The 17,683-nt window shown below is 67.1% G+C and carries 13 protein-coding genes; 4 read left to right on the forward strand and 9 right to left on the reverse strand.

The annotated features are described in order from the left end of the window. Window positions 1-22: 22 nt before the first annotated feature. A complete protein-coding gene (locus tag CLM73_RS24345; protein ID WP_056559073.1) occupies window positions 23-2,284 on the reverse strand; it encodes an arginine/lysine/ornithine decarboxylase in 2,262 nt (753 codons plus the stop codon). Window positions 2,285-2,460: 176 nt separating this feature from the next. Beyond that, complete coding sequence (locus CLM73_RS24350; RefSeq protein WP_105240608.1) at window positions 2,461-2,913, reverse strand: hypothetical protein; 453 nt, start codon at window positions 2,911-2,913, stop codon at window positions 2,461-2,463. Between the two features lie 107 nt (window positions 2,914-3,020). Here CLM73_RS24350 and CLM73_RS24355 point away from each other — a divergent pair, with 107 nt between their 5' ends. Then, window positions 3,021-3,539, forward strand: coding sequence for a GNAT family N-acetyltransferase (locus CLM73_RS24355; protein WP_105240609.1), 519 nt, complete (start codon window positions 3,021-3,023; stop codon window positions 3,537-3,539). Between the two features lie 10 nt (window positions 3,540-3,549). Here the strand turns inward: CLM73_RS24355 and CLM73_RS24360 are convergent, their stop codons facing one another. Next, complete coding sequence (locus CLM73_RS24360; protein WP_105240610.1) at window positions 3,550-4,791, reverse strand: sensor domain-containing diguanylate cyclase; 1,242 nt, start codon at window positions 4,789-4,791, stop codon at window positions 3,550-3,552. A 105-nt stretch (window positions 4,792-4,896) separates the two neighbouring features. Here CLM73_RS24360 and CLM73_RS24365 point away from each other — a divergent pair, with 105 nt between their 5' ends. Further along, the gene (locus tag CLM73_RS24365; RefSeq protein WP_105240611.1) at window positions 4,897-5,775 is read left to right on the forward strand and encodes a GNAT family N-acetyltransferase; all 879 of its coding nucleotides are present in this window, start codon (window positions 4,897-4,899) and stop codon (window positions 5,773-5,775) included. A gap of 4 nt (window positions 5,776-5,779) precedes the next feature. Here the strand turns inward: CLM73_RS24365 and dcd are convergent, their stop codons facing one another. The 4 genes from dcd to apbC all read right to left on the reverse strand — a co-directional run bounded on the left by dcd (window position 5,780) and on the right by apbC (window position 13,249). Then, window positions 5,780-6,343: a dCTP deaminase gene (dcd, locus tag CLM73_RS24370; protein ID WP_008166733.1), complete on the reverse strand. Its 564-nt coding sequence runs from the start codon at window positions 6,341-6,343 to the stop codon at window positions 5,780-5,782. 109 nt (window positions 6,344-6,452) lie between these two features. Beyond that, the gene (locus CLM73_RS24375; RefSeq protein ID WP_199778359.1) at window positions 6,453-10,205 is read right to left on the reverse strand and encodes a translocation/assembly module TamB domain-containing protein; all 3,753 of its coding nucleotides are present in this window, start codon (window positions 10,203-10,205) and stop codon (window positions 6,453-6,455) included. Window positions 10,206-10,261: 56 nt separating this feature from the next. Then, window positions 10,262-12,157, reverse strand: a complete 1,896-nt coding sequence (locus tag CLM73_RS24380; protein WP_105240613.1) for an autotransporter assembly complex protein TamA — start codon at window positions 12,155-12,157, stop codon at window positions 10,262-10,264. A 3-nt stretch (window positions 12,158-12,160) separates the two neighbouring features. Next, window positions 12,161-13,249 (reverse strand): iron-sulfur cluster carrier protein ApbC, encoded by a 1,089-nt coding sequence (gene apbC, locus CLM73_RS24385; protein ID WP_105240614.1) that lies wholly within the window; start codon window positions 13,247-13,249, stop codon window positions 12,161-12,163. A gap of 101 nt (window positions 13,250-13,350) precedes the next feature. On the opposite strand from apbC, the gene CLM73_RS24390 reads away from it, so the two are divergent. Together CLM73_RS24390 and metG are read left to right on the forward strand one after the other, a co-directional pair. After that, on the forward strand, window positions 13,351-13,626 hold the full coding sequence (locus CLM73_RS24390) for a hypothetical protein (RefSeq protein ID WP_056325207.1): 276 nt from the start codon (window positions 13,351-13,353) through the stop codon (window positions 13,624-13,626). Window positions 13,627-13,886: 260 nt separating this feature from the next. Beyond that, window positions 13,887-15,953 carry a methionine--tRNA ligase gene (gene metG, locus CLM73_RS24395; protein WP_056559089.1) on the forward strand — a complete coding sequence of 689 codons (2,067 nt, stop codon included), beginning with the start codon at window positions 13,887-13,889 and terminating at the stop codon, window positions 15,951-15,953. A gap of 67 nt (window positions 15,954-16,020) precedes the next feature. Here metG and CLM73_RS24400 read toward each other — a convergent pair whose 3' ends face one another. Further along, window positions 16,021-16,758 (reverse strand): sulfurtransferase, encoded by a 738-nt coding sequence (locus tag CLM73_RS24400; RefSeq protein ID WP_105240616.1) that lies wholly within the window; start codon window positions 16,756-16,758, stop codon window positions 16,021-16,023. A 114-nt stretch (window positions 16,759-16,872) separates the two neighbouring features. Further along, the gene (locus CLM73_RS24405; RefSeq protein WP_105240617.1) at window positions 16,873-17,670 is read right to left on the reverse strand and encodes an META and DUF4377 domain-containing protein; all 798 of its coding nucleotides are present in this window, start codon (window positions 17,668-17,670) and stop codon (window positions 16,873-16,875) included. Between the last annotated feature and the right edge of the window lie 13 nt (window positions 17,671-17,683).

Consider the following 17,683-nt stretch of genomic DNA (forward strand, 5'->3'; position numbering starts at 1 on the left):
AAGATTTCCGGCCCGCCCGTGCTTACTCTTCGATCAGGCAATCGACGTAGTAACGCTTTTCGCCGTCCGGACCCACTTCGTCGGCCAGGCCGTGGATGTAGGTTTCAAAACCCGGGAAGCGTTCGTTGAACTCGCGGGCGAACTGCAGGTACTGCACGATGGTGCGGTTGAAGCGTTCGCCCGGAATCAGCAGCGGAATGCCCGGCGGGTACGGCGTCAGCAGCACGCCCGTAACGCGGCCTTCCAGCTTGTCGATGTCGACGCGCTCGACTTCGCGGTGCGCCATGCGGGCAAAGGCGTCCGACGGCTTCAGCGCCGGCACCATGTCGCTCAGGTACATCTCGGTCGTCAGGCGGGCGACGTCGCGCTCGCGGTAGGCCTCGTGGATCTGCTGGCAGAGGTCACGCAGGCCCATGCGCTCGTAGCGGCGATGGTCGCGGCAGAATTCCGGCAGGATGCGCCACAGCGGCTGGTTGCGGTCGTAGTCGTCCTTGAACTGCTGCAGGGCGGTCAAGAGCGTGTTCCAGCGGCCCTTGGTGATGCCGATGGTGAACAGGATGAAGAACGAGTACAGGCCGGTCTTCTCGACCACCACGCCGTGCTCGGTCAGGTACTTGGAGACCAGCGCGGCGGGAATGCCGGTTTCGCCGAAGCTGCCCGACATGTCCAGCCCCGGCGTGATGACCGTGGCCTTGATGGGGTCCAGCATGTTGAAGCCTTCGGCCATTTCGCCGAAGCCGTGCCAGTGGTCGTTGGCTTCGAGGATCCATTCGTCGCGATTGCCGATTCCTTCGGACACCAGACGGTTCGGGCCCCAGACCTTGAACCACCAGTCGTTCTTGCCGAACTCGGATTCCACCTTGCGCATGGCGCGGCGGAAGTCCAGGGCTTCGCGGATGCTTTCCTCGACCAGCGCGGTGCCGCCCGGGGGCTCCATCATGGCCGCGGCCACGTCGCAGGACGCGATGATCGCGTACTGCGGCGACGTGGACGTGTGCATCAGATACGCCTCGTTGAAGACGTTGCGGTCCAGTTTGCGGGTCTCGGACTCTTGCACGATGATCTGCGAGGCCTGCGAAATGCCGGCCAGCAGCTTGTGCGTGGAGTGCGTGGCAAACACCATGGCGTCCTGGCTGCGCGGGCGGTCCTGGCCGATGGCGTGCATGTCCTGGTAGAACTCGTGGAACGACGCGTGCGGCAGCCAGGCTTCGTCAAAGTGCAGCGTGTCGACATAGCTGCCGAGCTGCTGCTTGATCATTTCGACGTTGTAGATGACGCCGTCGTACGTGCTCTGCGTCAGCGTCAGGATGCGCGGATTCTTGTTCACCGCTTCGCGCGCGAAGGGGTTGGCTTCGATCTTCTTGCGGATGTTGTCCGGGTGAAACTCTTCGAGCGGGATCGGTCCGATGATGCCCAGGTGGTTGCGCGTGGGGCGCAGGAACACGGGAATCGCGCCCGTCATCGTGATGGCGTGCAGGATCGACTTGTGACAGTTGCGGTCCACCACCACGACGTCGCCCGCGGCGACGTTGGCGTGCCACACGACCTTGTTCGACGTCGACGTGCCGTTGGTCACGAAGAAGCAATGGTCCGCGTGGAAGATGCGCGCGGCGTTCAGTTCGGATTCGGCGACCGGGCCGGTGTGGTCCAGCAACTGGCCCAGTTCGTCCACGGCGTTGCAGACGTCGGCGCGCAGCATGTTTTCACCGAAGAACTGGTGGAACATCCGGCCAACCGGGCTTTTCAGGAACGCCACACCGCCCGAGTGCCCCGGGCAGTGCCACGAATACGAACCGTCCTGCGCGTACTTCACCAGCTCGCGGAAGAACGGCGGCGGCAGGCTGTCGACGTAGCTGCGGGCTTCGCGGATGATGTGGCGCGCCACGAACTCCGGCGTGTCCTCGAACATGTGGATGAAGCCGTGCAGCTCGCGCAGGATGTCGTTCGGAATGTGTTCCGACGTGCGCGTCTCGCCGTACAGGTAGATGGGAATGTCCGCGTTGCGAAAGCGCAGCTCGCCGATGAAGGCGCGCAGGTTCTTGATTGCGCCGGCCACGTCCTCGGGCGAGTCCACGTCGAACTCTTCATCGTCGATCGACAGGATGAAGGCGCTGGCGCGGCTTTGCTGCTGCGCAAACGAGCTCAGGTCGCCGTAACTGGTCACCCCGATCACCTCGACGCCCTCGGCCTCGATTGCTGCGGACAAGGCACGGATACCCAAACCGGACGCGTTCTCGGAACGGTAGTCCTCGTCGATGATGAAGATGGGGAAGCGGAATTTCATGCAGGCGCTCCTGGGGGCATGGCGGATCGGACGCGTATCGCGGCGCGAATGTACTGCGAGTAAAAAACCGTCTGATGACAGACGGCACGAGCACCCGCCGGCCGGCGGGAATTGCGGAATTGTAGGGCTGTTTTTCTTACAGCCCTAAGGGAAATCCCCAGAAGCGCCAGATCGGCCTACCGGATGGTCTGCGCTTCACCCGTCTGCAGGGCTGTCATGAAGAGTTCAAAGTAGGCGGGGATGGCCTCGGCGGCCCCGTAACGGATGCGCCGTTCGACCTTGGCGATGGCTCCAAAGCAGACTTCCGAGCCGGGTTCGCCGCAGACGAGGACCACGGGGTCTTCGTCGTCGCAGACCTCGTACAGCCCGCCATGTGCGCGCCGGCCCACTTCATAGAGATAGGCGGCAGCGCCGACGGTTTGCATGGGGGTCAGAGGCAGCGTGCCCAGATGGGCGGCCTCTAGTGCGTCATCCAGCGCATGGACGCTGGACGGGGAGTAGTCCAGCACGGCGCCGGTTGGACCGGCCGCCTCCACGAAGTCCTGCGCTGCACCCGCGACACGGGCCACGAATTCTTCCTGTACTTCGTGGCGCGTCGCATCCTGGTTTGTCTTGAGGAAACCGAACATCAGTGGCTCCTTGTTGAAAACCGCAAGCGGCGTTGGGGCCATTATAGGCAAGGCCACCCCCCTATACTCCTCAAACGTTACCTAATCCCAACACTCTCAAAGCCACCATGAACGAGCCTGTCGTCCGACGACTGATCGCTGCCGACGCCGCGCCCTTGCGGCAATTGCGTTTGAACGCGCTGGTCGAAACGCCGGAGTCCTTTGGATCGAGTTACGAAGAGGAACACACGCTGACATTGGCGGACATCCGAGAATGGATTTCGCCGGCCAACGACGGCGCGATGTATGGCGTGTTTCTGGGCGATGCGCTGGCCGGCATCGTCGGCGTGGGGCGCCAGCGCAAGCTGAAGGTGCGGCACAAGGCCCACATCTGGAGCATGTATGTAGCGCCTGCCGAGCGTGGCCGGGGCCTGGGCCGGCTGCTGATGCACGCGGCGATCGACCACGCGCGAACCATGCGCGGGATCCGGCAGGTGCAGTTGAGCGTCACCGCCAACAACGTCGCGGCGTCCGCGCTTTACGCCAGCCTGGGGTTCACCGTGTATGGCCACGAGCGCGAGGCGCTGCTCGTCAACGGCAAGCTGTACGACGAAGCGCTGATGGCGATGCCGCTGGCCGACCGGTAGGCGCGGGGGGTCAGGCAGCGCCCTCGCGGCGGCGCGCGCCAAAGGCCCACACCTGATTGCGTCCGCCGTCCTTGGCTTTGTAGAGCGCCTGGTCGGCCGCCTTGATGACGGCGTCCGGAGCGCGCAGGGCGTCGCTGCGTTCGGCCACGCCGATGCTGACCGTCACGCGCAAGGGCCGCGAGCCACGCGCGCCCCGTCCGCCGCGGCGGCGCTGGCCGATCTGGTCCGCCTTGGGCCGGGCCGGTTTGTCCCGCAGGCGCATCTGGTAGGCCTCGATCGCGCGCCGCACCGTTTCCAGGTGCGGCATGGCCTCGGCCGCGGTCTTGCCCGGAAACACCAGCGTGAATTCCTCGCCGCCATAGCGGTAGGCCTGGCCGCCGCCCGGCACGCGCCGCAACTGCGAGGCGACCATGCGCAGCACCTGGTCGCCCACGTCGTGGCCGTGCGTATCGTTGAATGCCTTGAAATGGTCCACGTCGGCCATCGCCAGCGTGTAGACGCGGCCCATGCGCTGCAGCCGTTCGTTCAGCGCGCGGCGGCCGGGCAGACCCGTGAGCTCGTCGCGAAATGCCATGTGAAAGCCTTCGTGCGCCAACGAGATGCACAGAGCCGTCAGCGCCGCGGCGGACATCAGCGCCAGTTCAAGCGGATGCGCCGCGCCGCGCGGCAGCGCCCACGCCATGCACACAAAACCCAGCCACTGGCCCGCCTGCTGCGGGCGTCCGTAGCGCAACAGCAGCAGCGTCAACGTCAGGCCCGTGCCCAGCAGCGCGATCAGCGCCTCGGCCGGCACGCCCAGGCGCGCCAGCATGCCCTGCAGCGCGACGGTGCTGAAGATGTCGCCCACGCCGTCCTTGCCGACCAGCGCGATCACGGCCACGCCGGCGGCTATCAAGCCGATGCGCAGCGCCACGTCGATCAGCATGCTGGATCGTTCGGACCACAAGGCATTGATGGTGTAGACGAGCGACCACCAGGCCAGCACCGGCCCCATGGCCCAAGGGGCTTCCCGGGCAAGCGTGGGCCAGGCCGCCGTGACGGCCAGCACGCACAGCATCAGCGCCATGGTCTGCGAGCGTTGATACATCAGGCAGATCGCCGATCCGATCAGCGCCATGACCCATGGCACGAACGGCACGATCAGGCTGAGCGCAGGCGGCCATTCCCGCCAGAACAGCAGCCCGACCGCTGCGGCCACCGGCAACGCGGGATAGAACAACAGGGGCAGCCAGGGAATATGGGGGTAACGCACGGATTGGGCCTTGCTAACGCTTGCAGAAATGACGTCGCCAAATCGGCAAACACATGTAATCTTTTTACGGACGCGGCATAAGGTTCTTTAGCGCAGAATGTCCCCATGAAAATCCTGGTCAATATCGATGTCCCCGATCTCGAACACGCTATCGGTTTCTACCAGACGGCCTTCGGCTTGACGCTGAACCGCCGCCTGGGTTCGACAGGGGCCGAACTGCTGGGCGCCGACGCCCCCATCTATCTGCTCGAAAAGGCGGCTGGCACGCCCGCCGCGGGCGCCGTGCGCCAGCCCCGCGACTACGCGCGGCATTGGACCCCGGTGCATCTGGACGTGGTGGTGGACGACGTGGATCAGGCGGTGGCCAGGGCGGTCGCCGCCGGCGCGCGTCTGGAGGACCCGCCCGCCACGCACGACTGGGGCCGCATTGCGCACCTGGCCGATCCGTATGGCCACGGCATCTGCATCCTGCAGTTTCTTGGCCGGGGCTATGACGAGCTGGCGGCGCCGCTGCGTTTCACGCCGGTGGCCGAGTCCGATTTCGAAGCGCTTTTGGCGCTGCGGATCGCCGCCATGCGAGACAGCCTGGAACGGCTGGGCCGCTTTGACCCGGACCGCGCGCGCGAGCGGCTGCGTGGCACCTTTCGCCCCGAATGCACCTGGCATATCGAAGCAGACGGCGAGCGCGTCGGGTTTTATTGCTTGCGGCCGGACGGCGACGGGTTGCGGCTGGATCATCTGTACGTGCATCCCTCTGCGCAGGGGCGAGGCGTGGGCGGCCAGGTGCTGCGCCGAATATTGCGGGACGCCGACCGCCGTCGCGCAAAGGTGACATTGAGCGCGTTGCGCGGCAGCGATTCGAACCGCTTCTATCGCCGGCACGGCTTTGTGCAGACCGGCGAAGGCGAGTGGGATATTGACTACCTGCGCGATTACGCGCCCGTCGACCCGCGCGACGACCCGCGTCCGGCGCACGCCTGCTGAGGAATCAGGTGCGCGGCAGCGTAACGCCGCGCTGGCCCTGGTACTTGCCGCCGCGGTCGCGATACGAGGTCTCGCAGACCTCGTCGCTTTCCAGGAACAGCATCTGCGCGCAGCCTTCGCCGGCGTAGATCTTGGCGGGCAGCGGCGTGGTGTTGGAAAATTCCAGCGTGACGTGGCCTTCCCATTCGGGTTCCAGCGGCGTCACGTTGACGATGATGCCGCAACGCGCGTACGTGCTCTTGCCCAGGCAGACCGTCAGGACGCTGCGCGGGATGCGGAAGTATTCGACCGTGCGCGCCAGGGCGAAGGAATTCGGCGGAATGATGCAGACGTCGCCCTTGAAATCCACGAACGAGCCTTCGTCGAAGTTCTTGGGGTCGACGATCGTCGAATTGATATTGGTGAAGATCTTGAATTCGTCGGCGCAGCGCACGTCGTAGCCGTAGCTGCTGGTGCCATAGCTGACGATGCGCCCGCCATTGGCCGTACGAACCTGCCCGGGTTCGAAGGGTTCGATCATGCCGGCTTCGGCCTGGCGGCGGATCCAGCGGTCGCTTTTGATGCTCATGGTGGGTGTGGTGCTAGGGATTTGAATGGGCGTCATTTTATCCCGAGCGCGCCGGACCCGCCCCCGGCCCGGCGGGACGCACTTGTCCCGCCTCAAGCCGGGCGCCGGCTCAATTGCCAAAGAGGGTCCGGTACACCAGCGAGATCCCGTTGACCGACCCACCCTTCAAATCCAGGGACAGACCACGCGCCAGCCGGTAGCTGGCGCGGCCGACGGTATCGCTGCCGGAGAGCGCCTGCTCGACGCTGAGCGTGATGCCATTGGCAAAGTTCTTGCTGGCCACCAGAAACTGGGTGGACAGGTCGCTGCCGATATCGCGGTTGACGTTACCGGCCACCGTGCGGTCCGGCAGGATGCTGCCCGAACTGCCCATGTTGCCGGTGCGCACCGCCACGTCGTCCAGGCCGAACTGCTTGTAGAACGGCTGCCCGCCGCCCAGCAGCGCGGTGCCGATCGACACCAGCAGGGCCGCGTCGCCGCCGCTTTCGTCCGGTCCGCGTCCCAGCAGCAGCCACGACAGCTTTTCGACGTCGCTGACTTCCGGATAGGACACCAGGTCGATGCGAGGACGCTGGGCCGTGCCCACCACCCGCACGCCGGCCTCGACCAGTTCGCCCGTGCGCAGCGCCTCGATGTCCAGGATGGGATTGTCCAGCCGGCCCTGGAAGGTCAGGGTCCCGCGGCTCAGGCGCAGCCGCTGGCCATAGGCCTCGATGCCGCCGCCGCGCGTGCGCAACTGGCCCCAGCCCGTCAGCCGGCCGTCGTTCAGGCGGATCTGGATGGCGCCGAGCAGGCCGGCGTCCAGCCCCATGCCCGTAATGTAGAAGCGCGGTCCCATGTCGAATCGCAGGTCCATGCTGGTCTGCAGCGGCGTCGAGACCTTGTTGGGATCGTCGCCCGCGCGGATCACACGCACGTCGTCGTCCAGCGTCGGCACGCCCTGCAGGATCTCCAGGCTGAACCAGCCCGCGTCGGCGCTCAGGTTGCCCACGATTTCCAGGCGCGGCATGGCTGCCCGCACCTCGACCGTGCCGGACACCATGGCGTAGCGGTCCGAGCGCTGCAAGGCGGGAAAGCGGAACAGCGTCAGCTTGATCGCGCCGCCGCCGTCCATGATGTTCCAGTCGCCCTTGGCTTCGGCGTAGCCGCCCTTGGCGCCCGCGTTGGTCGTGATCCATTCCTTGGTGCGCCATTCTGCGGGCATGACGCGCAGCGACGCCGGAAAGCGCAGGCTGTCCAGAATGAGCCGCTGGCCGTCCAGGCGGGCGGACAGCGTGCCGTCGATCAGCCGCACGCCGTCATCGATGCGCACCAGCCGCAGCTTGTCGCCCTGGATCGCGCCGGTGGCGCCCCATTGGCCGGCGAGCGTGCCCTGCACGTCGATGTTGGCCTTGAGCGTGCCGCCCACTTCCATGGCGTCGCCCACGAACAGGCCGACCCACGCCAGGTCGGCGATGTCCGCATTCAGGCGCGCCCGCAGCGGCTGGCGCGAATCCAGCGCCATGCCGCCCTGCGCGTCCACCAGCAGGACCGCCGTGCCGGTGCCGTTGATCGACCCCATCTTTTCCGTCGCCAGGTCCAGGCGCGCGTCCAGCCGGCTGGCGTTGGCCGCCGTGGGCGTGGCGGTCACGTCGACGACCAGCGCCTTCACGCCAAGCGGCACCGGTGGATCGCCCGGAATCAGCAGGTCGCCCGCCCGGCGCGCGATCCGGGCCCGGCCAGCCAGGCGTCCGTCGAATTTCAAGTCCCACAGCAGGTCCAGCGCGATGCGGCGCTGGCCGTCTGGCACCATCGCGTTCACGCGGCCGGCATTGCGGCCCAGCTTGGCCGCAGCTTCCGGATCGAACGCGCCGACCACCTGGCGCGCCACGGCGGCCGTGATGACGAGGTTGTCCGACTGCCCGGCGGTTTCCCAGCGCTTGCCGCCGCCGCGCGAGCCCTGGTGCGCCACGGACAGGCGCTCCTTGCCCGGCAGGGTCAGGCTCACAGCGGTCTGGCCGACCTGCCATTGCCACTGCGGCGCAACGGCCGAGGGCAGGAAGGACAGCGTGACCGGGCGATCCAGGGAGACGGCGAATCCGGCGGTGTCAGCGCTCAGCCTGGAGAACGTGCCGCGCCAGCCCACCAGCGTCGCGTCCGGCTGGCCCGCAGCCCCCCTGCCCCATCCACCGTTGAAGGTCAGATTGGCTTGCGCGCGGGACTGCCCGATGATGCCCGGACGAGGCCGGGGCGGCGTGTAGCTGGCGGTGATCTCGCCGCGGTGCGCGGCCACCGTGCCGTCGATGCGGGCTTTCACGTCGGCGCCGCCGGGCACGTCAGGCCAGAAGGCGTCCAGTTGCGGCGCCTGGGCATCGAGCGTGATGGCGCCGCTCGCGGCGCCCAGTTCGCCCGTCGCGCGGACGCGGTTGCGGCCCAATCGCAGGTCCACGTCCAGGTCGTGGATGCGCAGGCCGGCCAGCGGGTCCGCCATGGGGTCCGTCGCGACAGTTCCGGCGGGCGCCGCAGCGCCGGCTGCCGCAGCACCGGCTGCCGCACCATCGGCTGCCGCAGCCACATCCACCTGCGCCTTCAGATTCCCGCTCAGCGGCTGGCGGTTCCAGCGGCTGCCCTCTTCAAAGCGCAGGTTGACGGCGGCATGCCGCAGCGCGCTCAGGTTTTCGATATCGGCCTGCACGTCCGCGCGCACAGTCAGCAGTGCGGGCGGGATGGCGTTGCCCGTCCAGGGCGCCAGGTCCAGGCGCTGCGCGTCCAGCGAGCCGACGATGCGGTCGCGGCCGGGCGCGTCGCCCGGCTGCAGGTCGAACTGCGCGGCCAGCGTGGACTTGTCTGGCAACTGCGCGCGCGCCCGGGCGCTGCGCAGCACCAGCGCCGTGCGCGGCGCCAGATCGGCCACCACGTCGAGCACGAGATTGGAACCGGTGCCGTCGATCTTGGCCTGGATGCCGTCAAGCGATCCCGCGGCGTCGGCGTGCAGCACGACCAGGCACGCGGGCACGGGCGGCCCCATCGGCGCGGCCGTGGTGGCGGCTGGCTCTGCCTTGCCCTTGGCGGCCGCCGCGCTGTCGGGGCGGCCCTTGGCGGCGGCTTCGGTCTTGCGCCGGTCGGCGCGATTGGCCGCTTCCTGTGCCTTGGACGCAGCGGGCTTCTTGGTCACAGCGGGGTCTTTGGCCGAGTCTTCGGCCTTGTCCTTGGCGTTCGCCTGCCCCGCCACCGGACCGAACACGCCGCTCAGCCGGTCGGCCTGGCACAGCGGAGAATCGGGTCCCGCGCCGCGCGCCGTCACGTCAAGACGCGCCGCGAAGGGCCAGGGGTCGGCCAACCCCTGCAGATCGGCCTGGCCGGTCACGTCGGCCTCGCCCACCTCGTGCCCGACGCGCAGGCTGGCAATGCGCAGTTGCGCGCCCTGCTGGCTGGCGGCAAAGGTGGCGTTCAGATCATTCAACGTGACGGGCAGCGGCTCGCCGTCCTGGGTGAACTGGAAGTCGCCCAGCGCCAGCCGGTCCACGGCGATGGTCACCGGCAGCTCAGGCAGCGTAAAGGGTTCGCCGCTTTCCTCGGCGGGCGGCGTCTCGGGCGAGGATTCGATGTCTACGCGGACCGCGCCGGCCGACAGGTTGCGCACGTGCAGCAGCCGGTCGCCCAGGGCGCTCCAGCGCACGGACAGGTCCAGGTCGTGGATGTGGACGTGCGTGCCGCCGGCCGTCAGCTCCAGCCGCCCCACGGTCACCCCGCGCAGGAGCGAGCCGTTCACGTCCAGCGCCTGGCCCTCGAGCTGCTGCGCCGCAGTGGTCAGCAACAGGCGGGTGCCGTTCTGCGAGGCCACCAGCCAGAAGATGAAACCGGCCGCCAACGCAACCAGCATGGCAAGCCCAGGCAGCCACCACACCAGCACATGGCGCAGGAATTTACGCACGAACTTCAAAACGCGATCCCCAGCGAGAAATGCAGGCGCAGGTCGCGTTCGCGCTGGCCGTAGGCCACGTCCAGGAACAGCGGCCCGGCGGGCGTGCGCACACGCGCGCCGACGCCGTAGCCCACGGACATCTTCATGTCGCCGAAGGATTCGGCGGCATCGCCCGCGTCCACGAACACGCCCATGCCCCAGCGCTCGTCAAAATAATGGTCGTACTCGATGCTGCCCACGAGCAGCGTGGGCGCACCGACCACGGCGTTGTCGCGGTGCACGCCGATGCTTTGGTAGCGGTAGCCGCGGATCGACCGCGCGCCGCCCGTCCGGAAGCCAAAATCGTCCGGGACCTGCACGTCGCCGTTGGACCACACGCGGCCGACCTCGCCACGGATCGTCAGCACGTCCCATTTGCCTATCGGCCACCATTTCTGGCCGCGCAGCCGCAGACGCGTGTAGGGCTCGCCGGTGTCCAGCGTCACGCCGACACCGCCGCCCACCGAAATCAGGTTGCCCTCGCGCGGATCGTATTTGTTGTCCACGTCGCGCCGCAGCCATTCGGCCGTGGTGGTGATGGTGGGCAGCGTGTAGCTGTCGCCGCCGTCGATCTTGACGTGGTCTTGCGCCAGCAGCACGCCATAGCGCGTTTCATATTCGACGCGGCTGTCGCCGGCGCCCTTGCGCTCTTGCGTGCGCGTGGCGCCCAGCGCGTAGCGGGTCACTTCCAGCCCCTGGATGTCGGAGCGGTCCACCAGGATCCCGACGGAATCGCGGTAGCCGCGCTCGGTGGGGGGCAGAAGGATGTCCATGAAGGCGCGCTGGCGCAGCCGGTCAACGCCGAAGCCGGTTTCCATGGTGACCGGCTGGCCGAACACCACGTTCTGGCGATACACGGATTCGACCCGCACGCCGGCCTCGTCGTCCACGCCGATCGACGCGGAAAAGCGCTTGGGCGGCGCCTCGACCACGCGCACCTGCACCGGCAGCGTGATCTCGCCGTCCGAATCGAACTGCGCTGGCGGCGGGGGCATGCCGCCCGACACGGTGGGATCGCCCGCCGGCGCAGCCGCGGCGGCGTCCTCGGATCCGGGTCCGCGGGCGCGGTCGGAAATGGGATCGGTGGGCTGGTCGTTCGCGCTGGGCGGCTCCTGCAGCGAAACGAACGCGCCACGGAAAAATGCGGTCGATTGGAGGTCCTGCTGCCACTGGTCCAGCCGGTTCTGGTCAAACGCGGCGCCCACGTTGTAGCGCACGTAGCGGTCGATCAAGGTTTCCGGCACACGCTTTAAGCCCTGCGTGTTGAGCTCGCCCATGCGCACCTGCGGTCCGCTGTCGATGGTGACGTGCAGATGCGCCGCCGCGTTGTCGGCGTCGATGTCCGCGCGCGAGGACGTCATGCGCGCCAGCAGAAAGTCGCGCGTGGAGACGTCGTCCAGCAGCGTGGCCTTGGCGCGGTTCCAGTCGCTGTTGATGAAGGGCTGCCCTTTGCGCAGCCCCCAATCGTCGCGCAGCTTCTGCACACGCTGCGCGTACTCGGGGCGCGTGATGCGGCCCGAGAATTCAAGATTCACGGATTCGACGGTCGTGCGCTTGCCCGGCACGATCGCGATATCCCAGGTTTCCCCGCCGATATCGGTGCCGGCCTCGAGCGTGACCTTGGGCGAGAAATAGCCTTGCGTGGCCAGCGCCGCCAGCGTCGCGTCGCGCGCGCGCCGGCGCAGGCGGTTGATTTCACCGCCGTCCTGGTCCTCGGCCAGACGCGCGATCGCATCGACCGCCTGGGTGATCGCCTGGAGCGCGGCCGGGGGCACGCCCCCGGGGTCGACAATGACCTCCGGGCGCTTGGCCAACGCCTCGCCCGCCATCATGCAAAGTCCTGCCAATAAGGCTCGGGCAGCCCACCGCATGCGTCAGGTCGGTTGTTGAACGACGATGGAGGGAAACTTTCCGGCCATGTCGCGCGGAAGCGCCGCAACGCCCGCGGCCAGCTTTCGAGCGATCGCGCGGTAGAGCGACGCGGCCTCGCTGCCCGCGTCCGACACGACGGTCGGCGTGCCGGCGTCGGTCTGTTCGCGAATCGCAAGGGTCAGCGGCAGGCTGCCCAGCCACGGCGTCTGGTATTGCTCGGCCATGCGCTGGCCGCCGCCTTCACCGAAGATGTGCTCGGCGTGACCGCACTGCGAGCAGATGTGGATGGCCATGTTCTCGACCACGCCCAGAATCGGCACGTCCACCTTCTGGAACATCTTCAGGCCCTTGCGCGCATCCAGCAGCGCCACGTCCTGCGGCGTGGTGACGATGACCGCGCCGACGACCGGCACCTTCTGCGCCAGCGTCAGCGCCACGTCGCCCGTGCCGGGCGGCATGTCGACGATCAGGTAATCGAGATCGCGCCAATTGGTCTGGCGCAGCAGTTGTTCCAGCGCCTGCGTCACCATCGGGCCGCGCCAGATGGCGGGCGAATCGGCGTCGATCAGAAAGCCGATGGAATTGGCCTGCAGGCCGTGGCCGGTCAGCGGCTCCATGCTTTTGTTATCCCGGCTTTCGGGACGGCCGGAGATGCCCAGCATCGTCGGCACGCTGGGGCCGTAGATGTCGGCATCCAGCAGGCCGACCGAAGCGCCCTCGGCGGCCAGCGCCAGGGCCAGGTTCACGGCGGTGGTGCTCTTGCCCACGCCGCCCTTGCCGGAAGCGACCGCAATAATGTTGCGCACGTTGGGCAGCGGCTTCAGGCCCTTCTGCACGGCGTGCGCGGCAACCTTCCAGGTGACGGTGACTTGCGCATCGGGCGCGCCGGCTTGCGCAAGCGCGCGCACGGCGATGTCGCGGATCTGGTCGCGGACGGCGTCGGCGGGATAGCCCAGTTCCAGCGTCAACGCGACGCGGCCGCCGCCCAGTTGAATGTCACGATCTTTTACAGAAACACCCAAATCCAAACCGGTATTCGGGTCTTGCGCGGCGCGCAGTGCGGCGCGGATGTTTTCTATCGTTATACTCATGTCACTATGGTTCCGTAGGCAGCGCGGCGTCTGCGGGCCGCCATCCCCTAAAGGATAGCGGATACACGGGAACCTTTCGCTGCGTTTTGCATCCGACATTCATGACCAACACACTTATCCGCTTCTTTCGTGCCGTCCTATTCGCCGCCCTGGCCTTGATCGGCATGGCGATGGCGCTGGTGTTCATGCTTTCCACGGCATTCGCCGTGGCGATCCTTTATGTGGTCGCCAAGGTCCGCGGCAAGCCCTTCGGCGTTCGCGCCTATTGGAGCCAGCGCCAAGGCGCCCGCCCTGGACCCTTCCAGTCCGCCACTGCCCCGTTCGCCACGCAACCGCGTGGCGACGTGATTGACGTCGAGGCCCGCGAAATCCGCTGACGGCGGTTTTCAACCTGGCTTGTGCGTAAACCCGCGCAAGCCGGCCGATGCGTGTTGCGCTGAAATCGCACCCAACGCTCCGGCCGCTCCCCCCAACCCGCCTGATTCGCATCGATGCGATGGGCGGGTTGTGCGCTTTCCGGGGCCATGTCCTGGATCATTGCCGGGACCACTTCCGGCGCCACGTCAGGGGCACGCGCTCGCGCTTGCCCTAAAATGGCCGCCAAATCTCCTTTTCCCCTCAACCTCAGTCGACAACCATGTCTCGCACCCTCTTTGTCACCACTGCGCTGCCCTACGCCAACGGATCCTTCCACATCGGCCACATCATGGAGTACATCCAGGCCGATATCTGGGTTCGTTCGATGCGAATGGCGGGCCACACGGTGCACTTTGTGGGCGCCGACGACGCGCACGGCGCGCCGATCATGCTGAAGGCCGAGAAAGAAGGCATCACGCCGCAGGCGCTGGTTGCGCGCTACGCAGCCGAGCGTCCGCAATACCTGAACGGTTTCCACATCCGTTTCGACCACTGGCACTCCACCGATTCGGCGGAAAACGTGGCGCTGTCGCAGGACATCTACCGCGCGCTGAAGGCGCAGGACCTGATCGAAACGCGCTCCATCGAGCAGTTCTACGACCCGGTCAAGGGCATGTTTCTGGCCGACCGCTACATCAAGGGCGAATGCCCCAAGTGCCATGCCAAGGACCAGTACGGCGATTCCTGCGAGGTTTGCGGCGCCGTCTACGCGCCCACCGAGCTGATCAATCCGTACTCCGCGCTGACGGGCGCGACGCCCGTCCTGAAGTCGTCCGACCACTTCTTCTTCAAGCTGTCCGACCCGCGCTGCGTGGAATTCCTGCAGCAGTGGACCACGGGTTCCAACAAGGCTGGCGTCAAGCACCTGCAGCCGGAAATGCTGGCCAAGACGCGTGAGTGGCTGGGCGGCGAAGACGGCGAGGCCAAGCTGGGCGACTGGGACATCTCCCGCGACGCGCCGTATTTCGGCATCGAGATCCCGGACGCCCCGGGCAAGTACTTCTACGTCTGGCTGGACGCGCCAGTTGGGTATCTGGCGTCGCTCAAGTCCTATTGCGAGGTCAAGGGCATGGACTTCGACGCCCTGCTCGACCCCAACGGCGACACCGAACAGGTCCACTTCATCGGCAAGGACATCGTGTACTTCCACGCCCTGTTCTGGCCCGCCATGCTGAAGTTCGCCGGCCGCAAGACGCCGGACGCCGTCAACGTGCACGGCTTCATCACCGTCAGCGGCGAAAAGATGTCCAAGAGCCGCGGCACCGGCATTTCGCCGCTGCGCTACCTGGAACTCGGCATGAACGCCGAATGGATGCGCTACTACATCGCCGCCAAGCTGAACGCGCGCGTCGAAGACATGGACTTCAACCCCGAGGACTTCATTGCCCGCGTGAACAGCGACCTGGTCGGCAAGTACGTCAACATCGCCAGCCGCGCCGCCAGCTTCATCACCAAGCACTTTGACGGCGTCCTCGGTTATTCGGGCGACACCAGCGCGTTGTCCGCCGAATACGCCGAGCAGGCCGAGTCCATCCGCGCCGCGTTCGAGGCTCGCGAGTACAACCGCGCCATCCGCGAGATCATGGCGTACGCCGACCGCATCAACCAGGCGTTCGATACCGCGCAGCCGTGGGTGCTGGCCAAGGGCATCGCCACCGCCGACGACGCGCAGAAAGCCGCGCTGCAGGACATCTGCTCGCGCTCGCTGGCCGGCTTCAAGGCCCTGTCGGTGATGCTGGCGCCGGTGCTGCCCCAGCTCGCCGAACGCGTCGCCCTGGAATTGTTCGGCGCGCAGGCGCCCTTCACCTGGGCCGATGCCTCGGTCCTGCCGCAGCGCGTGGCGCCGTTCAAGCACCTGATGCAGCGCGTCGAACCGCAGATGCTGGAAGACCTGTTCGAGCCGCCCGCCGCGCCCGTGGTGGTGCCCGGCGGCGAGCCGCTGGCCGAGACCATCTCCATCGACGACTTCGCGCGCGTCGACCTGCGTATCGCCCAGATCGTCAATTGCGAGCACGTCGAAGGCTCGACCAAGCTGCTGCGCCTGACGCTGGACGTGGGCGAAGGCCGCCACCGCAACGTGTTCTCGGGCATCAAGTCGGCCTACAAGCCGGAAGATCTGGTCGGCAAGCTGACCGTCATGGTCGCGAACCTGGCCCCGCGCAAGATGAAGTTCGGCGTGTCCGAAGGCATGGTGCTGGCCGCCAGCCATGCGGATGAAGCCGTCGACGCCGGCATCTACGTGCTGGAGCCGTTCCCCGGCGCCAAGCCCGGCATGCGCGTGCGCTGATCCGCGTCAGTGCCAATGCAAAGCGCCCGCGAATGCGGGCGCTTTTTTGTTGCAGCGCCGAATCCGGTCAGGCGTTGCTGGGCGCCAGCGCCGGATCCAGCGAGACGCGCTCGTCAAACACGAAGCACTTGCCTTCGTAGCCCGGCCCGCCCGTTTCCTCGAAATACTTGAGAATGCCGCCGTCGAGCTGGTAGACGTTTTCGATGCCGGCCTCGTTCATGAAGATGGCGGCCTTTTCGCAGCGGATGCCGCCCGTGCAGAAGCTGACGACGGTCTTGCCCTCGAGCTGCGCGCGGTTGGCCTCGACCGCGGCGGGAAACTGCGTAAAGCGGTCGATGCGCCAATCGATGGCGTTCCTGAACGTGCCTTCGTCCACCTCGAAGGCGTTGCGCGTGTCCAGCATGACCACGGGCCTGCCATCGTCGTCCACGCCCGCTGCCAGCCAGCGCGCCAGCGTGTGCGCGTCGACGCCGGGCGCGCGGCCCGCCGCCGGCCGGATCGCGGGGTGGTTCATGCGAATGATCTCGCGCTTGATCTTGACCAGCAGCTTGCGGAACGGCACGTCGTTGCTGTGGCTGAATTTGACCTCCAGGTCGGCAAACCGTGCATCGGCGCGCAGCCCCTGCAAAAAGGTGTCGATGCCGTCGGCCGCCCCCGCGAGAAACAGGTTGATGCCTTCCCCGGCCAGCAGAATCGTGCCCTTGAGTCCGGCGGCGCCGGCCTCGGCGAGCAGGCGCTCGCGCAGCTCGGGCAGGGCGTCCAGCGGAACGAATTTGTAAGCGGCGATATTGACGACGGAAGTCATGGCAAAGCGATAGAAAACGGGCGGCGAAGCCCGTAATCATAATCGCTGGGCGGTTTGCGCCGCCCGAGGGGCCATCGCCGGGCGGCGAGTAGCACGCGCGACCGCACACCGCCCTTAGCGTGTCACTACCTGCTGCTCGACCACCGCATCCAGCACCCAGCGCAGCGGGGCTGCGCCCAAGGAGGCATTCGGGTCATTGATCTCGACCACGCGCAGGCGGTAGTGCACGCCGGGCTGGAAACTGAACCCCGTGATCTCGCCTGGCCAGGCCTGCCAGGGCTGCGACGCGCTGTCCCGCACCTGATAGCACATGGCGCGGCCGGCGGCCGTGTCGCAGGGCACCCGCTCGGCGTTGATATACACCAGCTTGGTGGGGCCGCGCTGGCCGCCCGCCACCGGATCCGCGCGGCGCCCGAAGTCCAGCGTGTCGCCGGTGCTGAGTTTCCACGTCATGCGCTGCGGGTTGCTGGCGTTATCGAACGAACTGGCGGTGATGCGCGTCAGCGACGCCAGAAAATCCTGCTCGAGCGTCATGGCCTGCGGTGCGCAGGCCATCCGGGTGGACACCGGATCGGCGCGCACGATCAAAAGCCCGTTGGCGATGGTGTACGGCGCGTTGTACGTATTGCAGCCGGCAAATCCCATCATCCGGGGCGAGCCCTGGTCGTGGATGAATGCCGCCGTGATGGGGCGTGTGGAGGACGAAGGATGGGGTACCGGTCGCAGCGTGCCGCCGGGCAGCGTCCAGCGCGCCAGGTCCCAGTTCGTCTGCACCAGGATGTCGGAGGCAGAGGCCGGTTGAAAGCGCGGATCCTGCCCATCGACCACGCGCATCGGCGGCGACGCGCAGGCCGCGAGACCCGCGCACAGCAGGACAGGCGCCACGCGGCGCAGGAAAAGGGGTGAGCGCATGCAGGTCTCTCGA

This window comes from Achromobacter spanius (genome assembly GCF_002966795.1).
Lineage (GTDB): Bacteria > Pseudomonadota > Gammaproteobacteria > Burkholderiales > Burkholderiaceae_B > Achromobacter > Achromobacter spanius_D.